This is a genomic window from Streptomyces sp. NPDC028907 (genome assembly GCF_055564995.1).
The window spans coordinates 105,645-122,974 of record NZ_JBVHVE010000004.1; the positions used below are offsets into that span (position 1 = coordinate 105,645).

At 70.3% G+C, this 17,330-nt stretch carries 11 protein-coding genes; 3 read left to right on the forward strand and 8 right to left on the reverse strand.

Annotated elements, in window-relative coordinates; translation table 11 throughout:
* Nucleotides 1-17 precede the first annotated feature (17 nt).
* Nucleotides 18-1,952, reverse strand: coding sequence for a SpoIIE family protein phosphatase (locus ACZ4UU_RS13220; RefSeq protein ID WP_468039406.1), 1,935 nt, complete (start codon nt 1,950-1,952; stop codon nt 18-20).
* Between the two features lie 102 nt (nt 1,953-2,054).
* Here ACZ4UU_RS13220 and ACZ4UU_RS13225 point away from each other — a divergent pair, with 102 nt between their 5' ends.
* Nucleotides 2,055-6,200 (forward strand): HAMP domain-containing protein, encoded by a 4,146-nt coding sequence (locus ACZ4UU_RS13225; protein WP_468039408.1) that lies wholly within the window; start codon nt 2,055-2,057, stop codon nt 6,198-6,200.
* Between the two features lie 12 nt (nt 6,201-6,212).
* The gene (locus ACZ4UU_RS13230) at nt 6,213-6,779 is read left to right on the forward strand and encodes a response regulator (protein ID WP_468039409.1); all 567 of its coding nucleotides are present in this window, start codon (nt 6,213-6,215) and stop codon (nt 6,777-6,779) included.
* Nucleotides 6,780-6,896: 117 nt separating this feature from the next.
* Here the strand turns inward: ACZ4UU_RS13230 and ACZ4UU_RS13235 are convergent, their stop codons facing one another.
* Nucleotides 6,897-8,771, reverse strand: coding sequence for an AMP-dependent synthetase/ligase (locus ACZ4UU_RS13235; RefSeq protein ID WP_468039410.1), 1,875 nt, complete (start codon nt 8,769-8,771; stop codon nt 6,897-6,899).
* Between the two features lie 284 nt (nt 8,772-9,055).
* Nucleotides 9,056-10,924, reverse strand: a complete 1,869-nt coding sequence (lepA, locus tag ACZ4UU_RS13240; RefSeq protein ID WP_468039412.1) for a translation elongation factor 4 — start codon at nt 10,922-10,924, stop codon at nt 9,056-9,058.
* Between the two features lie 238 nt (nt 10,925-11,162).
* On the opposite strand from lepA, the gene rpsT reads away from it, so the two are divergent.
* Nucleotides 11,163-11,429, forward strand: a complete 267-nt coding sequence (rpsT, locus tag ACZ4UU_RS13245) for a 30S ribosomal protein S20 (RefSeq protein ID WP_053750780.1) — start codon at nt 11,163-11,165, stop codon at nt 11,427-11,429.
* Nucleotides 11,430-11,656: 227 nt separating this feature from the next.
* Here rpsT and ACZ4UU_RS13250 read toward each other — a convergent pair whose 3' ends face one another.
* The 5 genes from ACZ4UU_RS13250 to ACZ4UU_RS13270 all read right to left on the reverse strand — a co-directional run bounded on the left by ACZ4UU_RS13250 (nt 11,657) and on the right by ACZ4UU_RS13270 (nt 17,237).
* Complete coding sequence (locus tag ACZ4UU_RS13250) at nt 11,657-12,055, reverse strand: nuclear transport factor 2 family protein (RefSeq protein ID WP_468039414.1); 399 nt, start codon at nt 12,053-12,055, stop codon at nt 11,657-11,659.
* 202 nt (nt 12,056-12,257) lie between these two features.
* Entirely contained in the window at nt 12,258-13,247 is a 990-nt protein-coding gene (holA, locus tag ACZ4UU_RS13255; protein WP_468039415.1) for a DNA polymerase III subunit delta, read from the reverse strand.
* Between the two features lie 190 nt (nt 13,248-13,437).
* A complete protein-coding gene (locus ACZ4UU_RS13260; protein WP_468039417.1) occupies nt 13,438-13,683 on the reverse strand; it encodes a hypothetical protein in 246 nt (81 codons plus the stop codon).
* A gap of 82 nt (nt 13,684-13,765) precedes the next feature.
* Complete coding sequence (locus tag ACZ4UU_RS13265) at nt 13,766-14,605, reverse strand: arylamine N-acetyltransferase family protein (RefSeq protein ID WP_468039418.1); 840 nt, start codon at nt 14,603-14,605, stop codon at nt 13,766-13,768.
* Between the two features lie 4 nt (nt 14,606-14,609).
* Nucleotides 14,610-17,237 carry a ComEC/Rec2 family competence protein gene (locus ACZ4UU_RS13270; protein WP_468039420.1) on the reverse strand — a complete coding sequence of 876 codons (2,628 nt, stop codon included), beginning with the start codon at nt 17,235-17,237 and terminating at the stop codon, nt 14,610-14,612.
* Nucleotides 17,238-17,330 lie beyond the last annotated feature (93 nt).

Below are 17,330 nucleotides of genomic sequence, written 5' to 3' on the forward strand. Positions count from 1 at the left end.
GGTCCCGGTCCGGCCGGTCATTCGGCCTGCAGCACCAGCAGCGCCAGGTCGTCCTCCGGCGGGCGGCCGCTGAACTCGTGCACCAGCCTGCGGATCCGTTCCGCGATCAGCTGGGCGTTCAGCCCCGCGCACCCGGCGAGGGCGGTCGCGAGGCCGTCACCGTCGTCGAACTGGCGGGAGCCGCTGCGCCGCTCCGTCACCCCGTCGGTCACGCACAGCAGGGTGTCGCCGGAGCGCAGCTCGAAGGTCTCGGAGGTGTACGTGGCGTCCTCGACGACCCCGAGGAGGGTCTGCGGGTGCGCGGCGGTGTGGACCTCGCCGCCCGCGCCCAGCAGCAGGGGCAGCGGGTGTCCGGCGGAGGCGAGGGTGCAGCGGACGCCGCCGTCGAAGGGGGTGAGTTCGCCGTAGAGGAGGGACAGGAAGCGGGTCTGAGGGCCGTCGCCGGGGGCGACCGGGCCGACCAGGGCACGGGCCGCGGCGTCGGCGGCCTCCGTGGCGTCGTCGAGGAGGAGCTGGTTGAGACGGTCGAGGACGTCGGCGACGCGGTAGCCCTCGCGGGCGAGGAGGCGCAGCCAGGGGCGGGCGATGCCGATCACCACGGCCGCCTCGGGGCCCTTGCCCTGGACGTCACCGATGGCGAAGCACCAGCGGCCGTCACCGGCCGGGAAGAGGTCGTAGAAGTCGCCGCTCGGGCCGCCCTTGTCGCACGGCTCGTACACCAGGGCGCTGACCACCCCGGGGATCTCCGCGACCGCGCCGGGCAGCAGTCCGCGTTGCAGGACCCGGCTGATGGTGGCCTGCCGGGCGTACTGGCGGGCGGCGCCGATGGCGAGGGCCACCCGGCGGCTGAGGTCCTCGACGAGTCCGGTGACCTCGTCGGGGAAGCGCATGAGGTCGGCCCGTCCGATGACCAGCGTGCCCAGGGGGCGGCCTCCGGCGATCAGGCGGTACGCGAGCGCCGTGCCGTGCGCCCCGCGCGCCCCGAGCGCCTCACCCGGCCAGGGGTAGGGGACGGGGCCGGTGCCGTGGGTCTCGGGCGGAAGCGGCGGCTCCTTCTCCAGGGCGCGGCGCAGCTCCTCGATGAGGTTCTCCGAGCCGTGCCAGACGCGGGCCAGCCGGGGCCCGGTACCGGCTGTGCCGTCGATCGCCCAGCCGCCCTCGGCCTCGCCCGATCGGGGGTATCCCCAGCGCCCGGCGACCTCGTCCTCCAGCCACACCGCGCACCAGTCGGCCAGCCGCGGCACGATCAGCTGGCCGGCGAGCGCGGCGACCAGGTTCTCGTCGAGCTGTCCGGCGAGCAGGTCGGATGCCTCGGCGAGGAAGGACAGGGCGCCCCGGTTGAGCCAGTCCCGGTCTCGTTCGGCGCGCTGGGGCTCGGGCGCGAGGATCTCGGCGACGCGCAGCCCGCGCTCCAGCGCGCGCTCCTCCGTGTACGCCTCGATGTCGTCCCTGGCCGCCATGGGGTCTTCCGCGGGCAGCCGCGCCCACACGGTCTTGGAGCCGGTGCGATAGGTGACGCCCCAGGACTCGGCGAGCCGGGAGACAAGGCGCAGGCCGCGGCCGTACTCCGGTGTCTCGTACGGCGCCTCGACCTCGCCGTCGCGCGGGGCGCGCGAGGGGTGGTGGTCCAGGACCTCGACGAGCAGGTCGCCGGTCTCGTCCTCCAGGCGGCAGGCGAGCTCGACATCGGTACCGGCGTGCACGACGGCGTTGGTGACGAGTTCGCTGACGACCACGACGGCGTCGTCGACGAGCCGGTCGGTGAGGTGCTCGGTGCCGGGGAGACCGGAGGCGGCCCATTCGGTGAGGGCGCCCCGCACGAGGGTGCGCGCGGAGCCCGGGGAGAGCGCGCTGCCGGGGAGGGTGGTGCGGGTTTCCGCGCCCGCGCCCCCGTGCACAGGCACACCAGAGGCACGGGTAACGGTCTCCCGTTGCGCCGGAATGGCCCCCATGGACAGCTCCCCGAACGGTTCGGACGAATACGCCTCAGTCGACGCCGACAGAGTGACAGACTGGCCACGCCCATAAGCACCGAGTTACCGAAGTGGGCCGCCATGAGTGAGAACCGTGCTACGCGTGTGCTCGAAGACGGTCAGAAAGACGGTCAAATTCGAGCATCGGAGCTGCGCCCGCTGCTCGCCGCGATGACCGCGGCCCGGGACGGCGACTTCCGCAGGCTCCCGGAGGCCGGTGAAGGGGTGGTGGCCGAGCTGACGGCCGTCTTCAACCAGATCATGGACCGCAGCACCCACTTCAACGGTGAAGTGCAGCGGGTCAAAAGGGAGTTGGTGCGGCACGGCAGGCTCGACGAGCGGCTCTCGGCGAGCCCGGGTCAGGGCGACTGGACCACGCGCGTCAACGACGTCAATCATGTGCTCGACGCCCTGGTGGCCCCGGCGGCCAACGCGACGCGCGTGCTGGACGCGGTGGCCGGCGGTGATCTCACGCAGCGCGTCGACCTGCACGACGGCAGCCGCCAGTTACGCGGTGACCTGCGCAGACTCGGCCGGGCCGTGAACAAGATGGTCGACCAGCTCTCCCTGTTCACCGGCGAGGTCACCCGAGTGGCCCGCGAGGTCGGCACCGAGGGCCGGCTCGGCGGCCGGGCCAAGGTGCAGGGTCTGTCCGGAAGTTGGCGGGACGTGACCGAGGCCGTCAACACGATGGCGTCCCGGTTGACCGCGCAGGTCCGTGACATCGCCCTGGTGACCACGGCGGTGGCCCGCGGCGACCTGACCCGCACGGTCACCGTCGAGGCGACCGGCGAGCTGCTCGAACTCAAGCTGACCGTCAACACGATGGTCGACCAGCTCTCCGCGTTCGCCGACGAGGTGACAAGGGTCGCCCGCGAGGTCGGGACGGAAGGCCAGCTGGGCGGCCGGGCCCAGGTCCGGGGCGTGTCCGGCGTCTGGAAGGACCTCACCGACAACGTCAACTTCATGGCGTCGAACCTGACGTCCCAGGTCCGCAACATCGCCCAGGTGACGACCGCCGTCGCCAACGGCGACCTGAGCCAGAAGATCACCGTCGACGCCAAGGGCGAGATCCTGGAACTGAAGTCGACCATCAACACGATGGTCGACCAGCTCTCCGCCTTCGCCGACGAGGTCACCCGCGTCGCCCGCGAGGTCGGCACCGAAGGAAACCTCGGCGGACGGGCCCAGGTGCGCGGCGTCAGCGGGGTATGGAAGGACCTCACCGACAACGTCAACTTCATGGCGGACAACCTGACCTCCCAGGTCCGCAACATCGCCCTCGTCTCCACCGCCGTGGCCCAGGGCGACCTCGGCAAGAAGATCACGGTCGAGGCGAAGGGCGAGATCCTGGAACTGAAGTCGACCATCAACACGATGGTGGACCAGCTCTCCGCGTTCGCCGACGAGGTGACGAGGGTCGCCCGCGAGGTCGGCACCGAAGGAAACCTCGGCGGTCAGGCCCAGGTGCGCGGCGTCAGCGGGGTATGGAAAGACCTCACCGACAACGTCAACTTCATGGCGCTGAACCTGACCTCGCAGGTCCGCAACATCGCCCAGGTCACCACCGCCGTCGCCAACGGCAACCTGTCGAAGAAGATCACCGTGGACGCGCGCGGCGAGATCCTCGAACTCAAGGACACCGTCAACACGATGGTGGAACAGCTGCGTGCCTTCGCCGACGAGGTGACCCGCGTGGCCCGCGAGGTCGGCACCGACGGCCGGCTCGGCGGTCGCGCGCAGGTGCTCGGCGTCTCCGGGGTGTGGCGGGACCTGACCGACAACGTCAACTACATGGCGGACAACCTGACCTCGCAGGTCCGCAACATCGCCCAGGTCACCACCGCCGTCGCCAACGGGGACCTGTCCAAGAAGATCGACGTGGACGCGCGCGGCGAGATCCTGGAGCTGAAGACCGCCATCAACACGATGGTCGACACCCTGTCCTCCTTCTCCTCCGAGGTCACCCGCGTGGCCCGCGAGGTCGGCTCCGAGGGCCAACTCGGCGGTCAGGCACGGGTCGAGGGCGTCTACGGCACCTGGAAGCGCCTGACGACCAACGTCAACGAACTCGCGCTGAACCTCACCACCCAGGTCCGCGCCATCGCCGAGGTGGCCTCCGCGGTGGCCCAGGGCGACATGTCCCGCTCGATCACGGTCGAGGCGCGCGGCGAGGTCGCCGAGCTGAAGGACAACATCAACCTGATGGTGGCCAACCTGCGCGAGACGACCCGCGCCAAGGACTGGCTGGAGTCCAACCTGGCCCGCCTCGCCGCCCTGATGCAGGGCCACCGCGACCTGATGGAGGTCGCCGACCTGCTGCTGCGCGAGCTGACGCCGCTGGTCAACGCCCAGTACGGCGCGTTCTTCCTGGCCGACCCGGACGAGGAGAGCGCCTCGCTCCGTACGACCGTGCCCGCGAAGGGACTCGCGTTCATAGCCGGATACGGCTCGGCACAGGGCGCGACAGTGGAGACCGGCGGCCTCCCCGTGCACGGCCTGGTCCGGCAGGCGGCCCGGGAGAAGAAGCGGATCCTGGTCGAGGAGGCCCCGCCGGACTACATCAAGATCAACAGCGGGCTCGGCGAAGCGGCGCCCACCAGCGTCGTCATCATCCCGATCCTCTTCGAGGACAAGCTCCTCGGCGTGATCGAACTGGCCTCGTTCTCCCGCTTCTCCGACGTACACCTCGCCTTCTTCGACCAGTTCGTGAACACCATCGCGGTCGCCATCAACACGATCATCGCCAACTCCCGTACGGAGTCCCTGCTCGGCGAGTCCCAGCGCCTCGCCATGCAGCTCCAGGAGCGCTCCGACGAACTCCAGATGCAGCAGGCGGAGTTGCAGCGCTCGAACGCGGAACTGGAGGAGAAGGCGGCCCTGCTCGCGACCTCCTCCCAGTACAAGTCGGAGTTCCTGGCGAACATGTCGCACGAGCTGCGCACCCCGCTGAACTCCCTGCTGATCCTGGCGAGGCTGCTGTCGGACAACCCGGACGGGCACCTCACCGACCAGGAGGTCCAGTTCGCGACGACGATCCACCGGTCGGGCTCGGACCTGCTCCAGCTGATCAACGACATCCTGGACCTGTCGAAGATCGAGGCCGGCCGGATGGACGTACGCCCGAAGAAGCTGCCGCTCATCAAGCTGCTGGACTACGTCCACGCCACGTTCCGCCCGCTCACCCTGGACCGGGGGCTCGCCTTCGAGGTGGCGGTCGGCGAGGACGTGCCGCGCGAGATGTACTCGGACGAACAGCGCCTGCAGCAGATCCTGCGCAACCTCCTGTCCAACGCGATCAAGTTCACCGCGACGGGCCGGGTCGAGCTGCGGGTGACCCGGGCGAAGGACCCCGAGCACCACTACGTCCGCGAGGGCGACGAGGTGATCGCGTTCGCGGTGTCCGACACCGGCATCGGCATCGCGGCGGAGAAACTCCCGGTGATCTTCGAGGCGTTCCAGCAGGCCGACGGCACGACCAACCGCAAGTACGGCGGCACCGGCCTCGGTCTGTCCATCAGCCGCGAGATCGCGGGCCTGCTGGGTGGCCGTATCGTCGCCGAGAGCGAGCCCGGCAAGGGCTCCACCTTCACGCTGTACGTCCCGGTCGTCAGCCCCGGCCACGCGGCCACGGGCCCGGCACCGGCGGGCCGTCCGCTGCCGCTGCCGGAGCAGTTGTCGGCCGATCCGTACCCGGCCGCGCACGACGCCGAGGAGTCATGGCCGACGCCGGCCAAGCTGGAGGCGTGGCAGACGGGCCGGGCGGGCCAGGTCCTCCCCGGCCGACGCGTACTGATAGTGGACGACGACATCCGCAACGTCTTCGCGCTCACCCATGTCCTCGGCCGGGTCGGCATGCCGGTCCTCTACGCGGAGAACGGCCGCGAGGGCATCGAGACACTGGAGCGCAACCCGGACGTCGAACTCGTCCTGATGGACATCATGATGCCGGAGATGGACGGCTACGAGACGATCTCCGCCATCCGCCGCACCCCGCGCTGGACGGACCTCCCCATCGTCGCGCTGACCGCGAAGGCCATGCCCGGAGACCGGGAGAAGTCCATCGCGCGGGGCGCCAACGACTACGTACCGAAACCGGTGGACGTGGATCAGCTGCTGACCGTCGTCTGCGACCTCCTGGACCCCGAGGTCGCGGACCCGAGCACCGTAGGACCGGGACCGGACGCTTCCGAGGAGGAAGAGGTCCCGCCGACCATCACCGAATGAGGCCACTTCATCATGAGCGCTGAGGCAACGACCGACGAGCGTGCAGGCATCCTCCTGGTCGACGACATGGAGGACAACCTGATCGCGCTGGAGGCCGTCCTGGGGTCCCTCAACGAACCGCTCGTCCGCGCGCGTTCCGGCGAGGAGGCGATGAAGGCGCTGCTGCGGCAACGCTTCGCCCTGGTCCTGCTCGACGTCCGGATGCCGGGCATGGACGGCTTCGAGACCGCCACCAACATCAAACGGCTCGACCAGACCAAGGACGTCCCGATCATCTTCCTGACCGGCGCGGAGGACGATCCGGCCTACGCCTTCCGCGGCTACGCGACCGGCGCCGCGGACTACTTGACCAAGCCGTTCGATCCCTGGGTGTTACGCGCGAAGGTGACAGTCTTCCTGGATCTGTACCGCAAGAACAGGCAGTTGGAGCGCCTGCTGAGCCGAGAGCACGTCCACAGCAAGGAACTGAGCGCGCGGATGACATCCCTTGAGGAGCGACTCTCCGACGACGCACCCCCGGACATGACGGACCTCCGCGCAAGGGTCCACGAGATACGTCGACTTATCGAGAAAGGGTGAGCTGCCCAACCTCAAGGGGCGCGGGGCTGTATCGATGTGCGGCTCCGCCGCGTGGGCGCGAGCAACCACGTACCACCCGCGGCCGCCCGCAGTCCCCGCCACCCCTCCCCTACGGCGCTACGCCTCCCGCGTACCCGCGTACATCTCCTCGATCAGCCCCTTGTACTCCCGCTCCACAACCGGCCGCTTCAACTTCAGACTCGGCGTGATCTCCCCGTGCTCCACATCGAGATCCCGCGGCAGCAACCGGAACTTCTTGATGGTCTGCCACTTCTGAAGCCCCTCATTGAGCTTCTTCACGTACCCGTCGACCATCTCGACCGTCTGCGGCGCCGCCACGATCTCCGCGTACGACTTCCCGGAGAGCCCGTTCTCCTCGGCCCAGGCGACAATCGCGACCTCGTCCAGCGCGATGAGCGCCGTGCAGAAGTTCCGGTCGGCGCCGTGCACCAGGATGTTGGAGACGTACGGGCACACCGCCTTGAACTGCCCCTCGACCTCGGCCGGCGCGATGTACTTGCCGCCCGACGTCTTGATCAGGTCCTTCTTGCGGTCGGTGATGCGCAGGTACCCGTCAGGCGAGAGCTCCCCGATGTCACCGGTGTGGAACCAGCCGTCCGACTCCAGCACCTCGGCGGTCTTGTCGGGCAGCCCGTGGTAGCCCTCCATGATGCCGGGGCCGCGCAGCAGGATCTCCCCGTCGTCCGCGATGCGCACCTCCGTGCCGGGCAGCGGCTTGCCGACCGTGCCGGTGCGGTAGGCCTCGCCCGGGTTCACGAACGAGGCGGCGGAGGACTCCGTGAGCCCGTAGCCCTCCAGGATGTGGATGCCGGCGCCCGCGAAGAAGTAGCCGATCTCCGGGGCGAGCGCGGCGCTGCCGGACACACACGCGCGCAGGTTGCCGCCGAAGGCCTCGCGGATCTTGGCGTAGACGAGCGTGTCGGCGACCTTGTGCTTGGCGGCGAGCCCGAAGGGCGCGGAGTGGGTGCCGGTGCGCCGGAAGTTGTCCTGGGTGACCTTGGCGTACTCGCGGGAGACCTCGGCGGCCCACTGGAAGATCTTGTACTTGGCGCCACCGGCCGCGCGGGCCTTGGCGGCGACCCCGTTGTAGACCTTCTCGAAGATGCGCGGGACGGCGGCCATGTACGTCGGCTGCACGACCGGAAGGTTCTCGATGATCTTGTCGACGCGGCCGTCGACGGCGGTGACGTGGCCGACCTCGATCTGGCCGGAGGTGAGCACCTTGCCGAAGACGTGGGCGAGCGGCAGCCACAGGTACTGCACGTCCTCCGGGCCGACCAGGCCGGTCGCGGCGATGGCCTTCGCCATGTACGCCCAGTTGTCGTGCGGCAGCCGTACGCCCTTGGGGCGGCCGGTGGTGCCGGAGGTGTAGATCAGGGTGGCCAGCTGGTCCCTGGTGATCGCGCCGACCCGCTGCTTGATCAGCTCCGGGTCCTTCTCCAGCCGGGCCGCGCCGCGCTTCTCCAGCTCGTCGAGGGTGAGGATCCAATCGGCGGTCTCGACGCCGGCCGGGTCGATGACGACGACATGCGTGAGGTGCGGCAGCTCGCCGCGCTTCTCGACCGCCTTGGCCAGCTGCGCCGCGTCCTCGGCGATCAGCACCCGGCTCTCGGAGTCGGAGAGGATGAACGCCGACTCGTCGGCGTTGGTCTGCGGATAGACGGTGGTGGTGGCAGCGCCGGCGCACATGATGCCCAGGTCGGCCAGTATCCACTCGATCCGGGTCGAGGAGGCGAGGGCTACGCGCTGCTCGGGCTGGACCCCCAGCTCGATGAGCCCGGCCGCGATGGCGTAGACCCGCTCGGCGGCCTGCGCCCAGCTCAGCGACTTCCAGTCGTCCGGGCCCTCGCCCGAGGCCGGGGCCACGGGATGGCGATATGCCTCGGCGTCCGGTGTGGCCGCCACACGCTCCAGGAAGAGGGCCGCCACGCTCGGCGGACGGTTCTCGATCAGTGTCTGTGTGTCGCTCACGACATCCTCCGGGGGCCCGCGACTGTGCGGCTGGCTCAACAGCCGGCTGGAACGGCCGGCTCATTACGGCGGTCTTCACTCGCGTGCCGTTGTTTAACTCGCGAGTAACTATCGAGCAGGGATCAGAGTAAAGGTCGACCGGCCGACGCGTAAGGGTCCGCGGCTTGTCACTTCCACCAGAGAGTCACACCCTGTACCAGCCGGTACGCGCAGAGGCCCGCCGCACTTGCGTACGACGAGCCCCTGTTGCACCGGTTTGCCGGGCCACCGCCTGTTACCAGCGGTTACTTCTTGCCCTTGCCCGACCCCGCGCTGTCATCGCTGGAGAGCACCGCGATGAAGGCCTCCTGCGGAACCTCCACGGAACCCACCATCTTCATCCGCTTCTTGCCTTCCTTCTGCTTCTCCAGCAGCTTGCGCTTACGGGAGATGTCGCCGCCGTAGCACTTGGCGAGGACGTCCTTGCGGATGGCGCGGATGGTCTCGCGGGCGATCACCCGGGAGCCGATGGCGGCCTGGATCGGCACCTCGAAGGCCTGCCGCGGGATGAGCTCGCGCAGCTTGGCGACGAGCCGCACGCCGTAGGCGTAGGCCGCGTCCTTGTGGGTGATCGCGGAGAACGCGTCCACCTTGTCGCCGTGCAGCAGGATGTCGACCTTGACCAGGCTGGAGGTCTGCTCGCCGGTGGGCTCGTAGTCCAGCGAGGCGTAACCGCGTGTCTTGGACTTCAGCTGGTCGAAGAAGTCGAAGACGATCTCCGCGAGCGGCAGGGTGTAGCGGATCTCGACCCGGTCCTCGGACAGGTAGTCCATGCCGAGGAGGGTGCCGCGCCGGGTCTGGCACAGCTCCATGATCGAGCCGATGAACTCGGTCGGGGCGAGGATCGTGGCGCGTACGACGGGCTCGTACACCTCGTTGATCTTGCCCTCGGGGAACTCGCTCGGGTTGGTGACGGTGTGCTCGGTGCCGTCCTCCATCACCACCCGGTAGACCACGTTGGGCGCGGTCGCGATCAGGTCGAGGCCGAACTCGCGCTCCAGCCGCTCGCGGATCACGTCGAGGTGCAGGAGCCCCAGGAAGCCGACGCGGAAGCCGAAGCCGAGCGCGGCGGAGGTCTCCGGCTCGTAGACCAGCGCGGCGTCGTTGAGCTGGAGCTTGTCGAGGGCCTCGCGCAGCTCGGGGTAGTCGGAACCGTCCAGCGGATAGAGCCCGGAGAAGACCATCGGCTTGGGGTCCTTGTACCCGCCGAGGGCCTCCGTCGCCCCCTTCTGCTGGCTGGTGACGGTGTCACCGACCTTGGACTGGCGGACGTCCTTCACGCCGGTGATGAGGTAGCCCACCTCACCGACGCCGAGGCCGTCGGCGCTCAGCATCTCGGGCGAGTTCGTCCCGATCTCCAGCAGCTCGTGGGTGGCGCCCGTCGACATCATCCTGATGCGCTCGCGCTTGTTGAGCTGGCCGTCGATGACCCGGACGTAGGTGACCACGCCCCGGTAGGAGTCGTAGACGGAGTCGAAGATCATCGCGCGGGCCGGGGCGTCCTTGACGCCGACCGGCGCGGGGACCTCCTTGACCACCCGGTCGAGCAGGGCGTCGACACCGACACCCGTCTTGGCGGAGACCCGCAGCACGTCGCTCGGGTCGCAGCCGACCAGGTTGGCGAGCTCCTCGGCGAACTTCTCGGGCTGCGCGGCCGGCAGGTCGATCTTGTTCAGCACGGGGATGATCGTGAGGTCGTTCTCCATCGCCAGGTAGAGGTTGGCGAGGGTCTGGGCCTCGATGCCCTGGGCGGCGTCGACGAGGAGGATGGTCCCCTCGCAGGCGGCGAGCGACCGCGAGACCTCGTAGGTGAAGTCGACGTGCCCCGGGGTGTCGATCATGTTGAGGATGTGCGTGTTGCCGGGTTCGTGGGTGGGAGCCCACGGCAGCCGCACCGCCTGGGACTTGATCGTGATGCCGCGCTCGCGCTCGATGTCCATCCGGTCGAGGTACTGAGCACGCATCTGCCGCTGCTCGACCACACCGGTCAGCTGGAGCATCCGGTCGGCGAGCGTGGACTTGCCGTGGTCGATGTGCGCGATGATGCAGAAATTGCGGATCAGAGCCGGGTCGGTACGGCTCGGCTCGGGCACATTGTTAGGGGTCGCGGGCACGCAGGGTCCTGTCTCTTGAGGCGCCTTATGCCTCGGGTCGGATCGATACGTAGGTTCCATGGTCCCACGGGCGGCGACCGGGGACCGTTTTGGGCCGTCCGCCGGCCCACTGGTAGTCTGGGTGGCTGTGTCTCATGCCCTCTCAGCACGAGGCACATCCTCAAGAAATCACCTGGTACGGGACCCGGTCTCCTCGTGAGGCTCCTGTCCCCGTGCCTGAACCTGAAAAGGCTCATTCGTGGCGAACATCAAGTCCCAGATCAAGCGGATCAAGACCAACGAGAAGGCTCGGCTGCGCAACAAGGCCGTCAAGTCCTCCCTGAAGACCGCGATCCGCAAGGCCCGCGAGGCCGCTGCCGCGGGTGACGTCGAGAAGGCCACCGAGTACCAGCGCGCTGCCGCGCGTCAGCTCGACAAGGCCGTCTCCAAGGGCGTCATCCACAAGAACCAGGCCGCCAACAAGAAGTCGGCGCTTGCTTCGAAGGTCGCGACCCTCAAGGGCTGACACCTTTCTGATCTGACCGCCGGAGGGAATCGAGCGGGCCCTCTCTCATCCGCTCCCGTCCGGCACCCCGGATCCGCACGCGGCCTGCGTTCGCCACGCGGGTGCGGATCCAGCATCTTGATCCGAAGGCCCCGGCGCCCCACCCTTCCCCAGGGCGGGCCCCGGGGCCTTCGGCATGCCCACGTCCCTGTCCGAGTCACGACCAGACCGCGTCGGCCCTGTCCGTGTCACGACCAGAACTCGTTGGCCATGTCGATGTCCGCGACGCACTCGTCGAGATCGGTGATCTTGTCGCCGACGATCCGGAAGACGATCCCGCCGTTCTCGTCGATGTGCTTGGCGCCCCGGTCAGCGGTGAAACGGTGCACGGAGACGGCGTGCCCACGGCCGTCGACGAAGATGTCACGCAGCTCGACCCGGAACGACCCGCCCGTCTCCGAGTAGAGCCGCCCGTAGTACCCGTCGAGGATCGAGTCGATCCCCTTGAAGTCCCCCGACAGCGGGTGCGAGCCGGGCACATGGTGCTTGCAGTCCCCGGTCATCATCCCGCGCAGGGTGTCCATGTCCCCGCGCTGAAAGGCTTCATAGCCCTTGCGGACGAGAGCAGCGTGCGGGTGTTCAGCCATGACGGTCGCCACCTTTCCCAATCCGACGCTGTACGGCTGATACGCCTGATTGTCCCCTCTTGTCCTGGTGGGTGTCTTCTGGATCAGGGTGCTACGAGGAGCGGGATGAGGTCGTGGTGAAGCGGGAGCGAGGGGGTGGCGAGGCGGTGGCGGTGGTGCGGGCCCGGTCCTCGCGACGCCCGCTTGGTCCGAACGACAGGCCCTAGCCCCGCCCCCTGGAGCGAGCCGCGCGCGCGATGGTCACGACCGCCTTCTCCAACGCGTACTCGGGGTCGTCCCCGCCGCCCTTCACCCCGGCGTCCGCCTCGGCGACCGCCCGCAACGCCGCCGCCACCCCGTCGGGCGTCCACCCGCGCATCTGCTGCCGCACGCGGTCGATCTTCCAGGGCGGCATGCCGAGCTCACGCGCCAGGTCGGCGGGGCGGCCGCCGCGCGCGGAGGAGAGCTTCCCGATGGCCCGGACGCCCTGGGCGAGCGCACTGGTGATCAGGACGGGCGCCACGCCTGTCGCCAACGACCACCGCAGCGCCTCCAGCGCCTCCGCTGCCCGCCCCTCCACCGCCCGGTCGGCCACGGTGAAGCTCGACGCCTCGGCACGGCCCGTGTAGTACCGCCCGACCACGGCCTCGTCGACGGTCCCCTCGACATCCGCGACCAGCTGACTCACCGCGGACGCCAGCTCCCGCAGATCGCTCCCGATGGCGTCGACCAACGCCTGACAGGCCTCCGGCGTCGCGGACCGCCCGGTCGCCCGGAACTCGCTCCGCACGAACGCCAACCGGTCCGCCGGCTTGGTCATCTTCGGGCAGGCCACCTCCCGCGCCCCCGCCTTGCGGGCGGCGTCGAGCAGCTTCTTGCCCTTGACCCCACCGGCATGCACCAGCACAAGGGTGATCTCCTCGGCCGGCGCGCCCAGATACGCCGTCACGTCCTTGATCGTGTCGGCCGACAGATCCTGCGCACCCCGAACGACCACGACCTTGCGCTCCGCGAACAGTGAGGGACTGGTCAACTCCGCCAGTGTCCCCGGCTGCAACTGGTCCGAGGTCAGCTCCCGCACATCCGTGTCCGCGTCGGCAGCCCGTGCGGCAACCACCACCTCCCGCACGGCACGGTCGAGCAGCAGCTCCTCCTGACCCACGGCGAGGGTCACGGGGGCGAGGGGATCGTCGTTCGCACTCTTCCTGGCCATCGCGACAAGCATGGCACGGGCCACTGACAGCCGATGCCTGTGGAAGGGTGGGGGGTGGAGTGCTGACTCGTGCCGGGCGCGGGTGCGGGTGCTGGTGCGGGTGCGGGTGCTGACTGGCGCCGGGGCGCGAGTCCCAGGCGTCCAGTGCCTCGCGGGATGCCCCCGCGCCGGTCGCCGGTCTCCGGTCGGGCTACGGCTCCTCCCGCCAGCCGTCCCAGCCCCCTACGAACTCGTTCAGCTCCCCGGGTTCGAGCCGCTCGGCCTCGTCCCGCAGCAGCACCAGCCACTGCGCGTCCTCGGCGTCGTCCTCCCCCGCCAACGCGTCCCGCACCAGCCGCGGCTCCTCGTCGATCCCGAACCGCTCCCCGAGCGCCTCCGCGACCTCCTCCGCCGCGTCACGATCGGGCAGCACCAGCACATGTCTCACATCGCTCACGGGACAATTCTCGGGCACCGAGGAGCGCCGAACGCGTACCGGGGTCGCGCACTCCGCACCGTCGCGGGCGCCCCCTGCCTGATCAGCCCTCCCGGCCGGACTCCCGCACCGTCGGCACCCGGTCCAGCTCGATTCCGAACCGTTCCCGGTACACCCCCAGCACCTCCTCGTCCGTGTCCAGCTCCCGCTCCTCCCGTGTCCCGTCGGCCGCCGTCGCCTTGAACGTGCGGCCGCTGAGCGTGATCCGCCCTCCTTCCTCCGTCACCCGCGAACACACCAGCGACTGAGTGAAGTGCGAGGCCGGTGAGGTGCTGTGCCACCACGCCCCGGTCACGAAGTCGCCGAGCACCCGCGGCCGCCGTTCCAGCCGGTACTCCGGTCTGCCGTCCATGACGACATCCAGGTCCGCCACGCCCACCGCGTCGTGCCCGCCGCGCACCCCGGCCGCGTCCGGCCCGGCCTCGACGATCCGGAACACACCCGCCGGGTCCTTCTGCTCGCCCCGCGCCTCGAACGCCAGCGGATGGTGGCTGTGCGCCCCGAAGCCGACGTCCGCCAGCCAGGTGCCGCCATCCACCGTCCGCACCTTCAGCGCCATGTGGTCGTAGGGAATCCCGAGCTTCCCCTCCGGCCCGTGGACCCGAGCCGCCAGCAGCGTCACATCGAAGCCGAGCGCGCCGAGCAACGCCCCGAACGCGCCGTTCAGTTCGTAGCAGAACCCGCCCCGCCCCGCCCCCACCACCTTGTCCAGCAGCCGCTTCTCCTCCAGGACGATCTCCTCGCCCCGGTGGACCGACAGGTTCTCGAACGGCACGGTCTGCAGATGGCGCAGATGCAGCTCACGCAGCACATCCACGGTGGGCCACGCCGGGTGCTCGACCCCCAGGCGCCGGAGATAGGCATCAACCTCAACGGAATCCATGCCCTCAGTCTCCCGCCACCCGCAGCCGCGCGCCCGTACCCGCGACCGCCAGCGCCCCGTCCTCGTCCGTCCGCAACACCACCGCGCCCTGCGCCCGCAGCGCGGCGACGGTGCTGGGAGCCGGGTGCCCATACGGGTTGTCCGCACCGCAACTGATCAACGCCAGCCGCGGCGCCGCCCTGCGTATCAGCTCCGGATCCTGGTACGCCGAGCCATGATGGGCGACCTTGAGCACATCCACGCCGCCCAGCAGCGCCCCGGCCGGTGATCTCAACAACGCCCGTTGGGCCGGGGGTTCGAGATCCCCGAGCAGCAGGAGCCGCAGCCCCGCCGACCGCACGAGCAGGGTGACACTGGCGTCGTTCGGGCCGTCCGGGGTCATAGCCACGGGTGACGAGTGTGCCGGCGGCCAGACGACCCGCCAGCTCAGCGCCCCGGTGCGCCGCTCTTCCCCGGCGACGGCCCGCGTCACGGGGATGCGCCGAGCGGCCGCCTCCCTGCGCACGAACTCCACCTGGTCCACCGGCTCGTGGTGCCCGGTCGTCTCGATCGCGCCCACCGCACGCCCACGCAGGACACCGGGCAGCCCCGCCACGTGGTCGGCGTGGAAGTGGGTCAGGACGACGAGCGGGATCCTGGTGATGCCGAGTGCGCGCAGACAGCGGTCGACCGACGCCGGATCGGGGCCGGCGTCCACGACCACGCCGGTGCCCTCGCCCGCCGCGAGAACCGTCGCATCGCCCTGCCCCACATCGCACATGGCGAACCGCCACCCCGGTGGCGGCCAACCCGTGACCACCCTGGTCAACGGTGCCGGCTGCACCACCACGAGCAGGAGCAGCACCCCGCAGACACCGCACCACCAGGGGTGCCGCAGCAGCCGTCTTCCGACGAGCAGGGCGATCACCGTGGCGAGGGCGAGCAACGCCGCCCCGCCCCAGCTGCCGGGCCAGTCCACACCCGCCCCGGGCAGTGCGGCACCCGTCCGCGCGACGTCCGCGATCCACCCGGCCGGCCAACCCGCGCACCAGGCCAGCATCTTGGCCAACGGCATCGCGAGCGGTGCCGTCGCCAGCGCCGCGAAGCCCAGCACCGTGGCCGGTGCGATCGCGAACTCCGCGAGCAGATTGCACGGCACCGCGACCAGGCTCACCCGCGCCGACAGCACCGCCACGACCGGCGCGCACAGGGCCTGCGCGGCAGCCGCGGCCGCCAGCGCCTCGGCCAACCGTGGCGGCACCCTGCGCCGCCGCAACGCCGCGCTCCACCGGGGCGCGAGGGTGAGCAGGGCGCCTGTGGCCAGGACGGAGAGCAGAAAGCCGTAACTTCGGGCCAGCCACGGGTCGTACAGCACCAGCAGCAGTACGGCCGTCGCCAGCGCCGGGATCAGCGATCTGCGGCGTCCCGTCGCCAGGGCGAGCAGCACGACGGCCCCGCAGGCAGCGGCCCGCAGCACGCTCGGGTCGGGCCGGCACACGATCACGAAGGCGAGGGTGAGCGCGCCGCCGAGCAGCGCGGTCGTCCGCAGGGAGAAGCCGAGGCGGGGCGCGAGTCCACGGCGCTCGGCCAACTGCGCCCTCCCGGGCGGTCCGATGAGCAGCGCGAGGATGATCGTGAGGTTGCTGCCGGAGACGGCGAGCGTGTGCGCGAGGTCGGTCTCCTTGAACGCCTCGTCCAACTCCGGGGTGATCCGCGAGGTGTCGCCCACCACCAGCCCCGGCAGCAGCGCCCGCGCATCCGCCGACAACCCGTCGGTCGCCTCCCGCAGCCCGGCCCGCAGCCGCCCTGCCAGCCGCTGCGCCGCCGACGGCTCCCCCACCACCTCCGGAACCTCCGGGTCCCGCACCCGCAGCACCGCCGCGACCCGGTCGCCGTCCATCAGCGATGGCGCGAGCGTCGCGGTCACCCGCAAACGCGTGGAGGGCAGAAGCCCCAGCCAGGGCGAAGGCCGGCCGTCGGCGGACCTCGGCGGGGCGTTGGCTTTCCCGGGCGCGCCCGGCCTCTCGCCGACGGCCCTGGAGGACCGTGACTCCCACGCCGCGTCGATGATCATGAGCACCGGCGCCCGTGTGACCAGCGCCGTGCCGTCAGCCTCCTCCACCCGTCGTACATCCGCGTTGATCAGCACGGAGGTCGGCGCGATGTGATCGCCCTTGACCCGGGGCCGGGTCAGCCGGGGGTCGGAGGTGAGTTCGACCTCCGCGGTCACGGTGGCGTACTCCCGCGCCAGCCCGGGCACCGGTCCACGCCGCAGATCGGCCCCGTGCAGCCCTGCGGAGACAGCGGCCGCGGCGACGCAGAGCAGCACCGCGGCGAGCGAGCTGCGCGGCCAGGTGGTGCGCAGGGCCGCAGGGCGCTGACCTCGCCGCTGAGTGACGTTGACGTGGGTGAGCCGGGTGGCCTGAGTGGCCGTGGTGACCTTAGCGGCCGTGGTGACCTGTGTGGCCCGGCCCCGGGTGGTCTGAGTGGCCCGGGTGGCCTCACCATCGCTGGTCCCCTCCTCGGCCCCTCGCCGCACCAACAGCAGGACGACTGCCGCGACCACTCCCACCACCGCTGCACCGACCGCCCACTCCGGTGACGCGTCCAGCATCAGTGCCGCCGTCGCCCAGGCCGCCAGCGCCGGAGGCACGAGTCGGAGGTCCGTCGGCCCTTCCTGCCGGGGGTGGGAGGCACCCAGCCGACTCCCGGACGCGACGTGAACCGCGGCGCGGTCGAGTGCGCG

What these genes read in the sequence shown, in the direction of transcription:
- ACZ4UU_RS13250 (WP_468039414.1), bottom strand. Translation starts at nt 12,055, where the DNA reads ATGGCTGAACACCCGCACGCTGCTCTCGTCCGCAAGGGCTATGAAGCC.
- holA (WP_468039415.1), bottom strand. Translation starts at nt 13,247, where the DNA reads ATGGCCAGGAAGAGTGCGAACGACGATCCCCTCGCCCCCGTGACCCTC.
- ACZ4UU_RS13225 (WP_468039408.1), top strand. Translation starts at nt 2,055, where the DNA reads ATGAGTGAGAACCGTGCTACGCGTGTGCTCGAAGACGGTCAGAAAGAC.
- ACZ4UU_RS13220 (WP_468039406.1), bottom strand. Translation starts at nt 1,952, where the DNA reads ATGGGGGCCATTCCGGCGCAACGGGAGACCGTTACCCGTGCCTCTGGT.
- ACZ4UU_RS13265 (WP_468039418.1), bottom strand. Translation starts at nt 14,605, where the DNA reads ATGGATTCCGTTGAGGTTGATGCCTATCTCCGGCGCCTGGGGGTCGAG.
- ACZ4UU_RS13230 (WP_468039409.1), top strand. Translation starts at nt 6,213, where the DNA reads ATGAGCGCTGAGGCAACGACCGACGAGCGTGCAGGCATCCTCCTGGTC.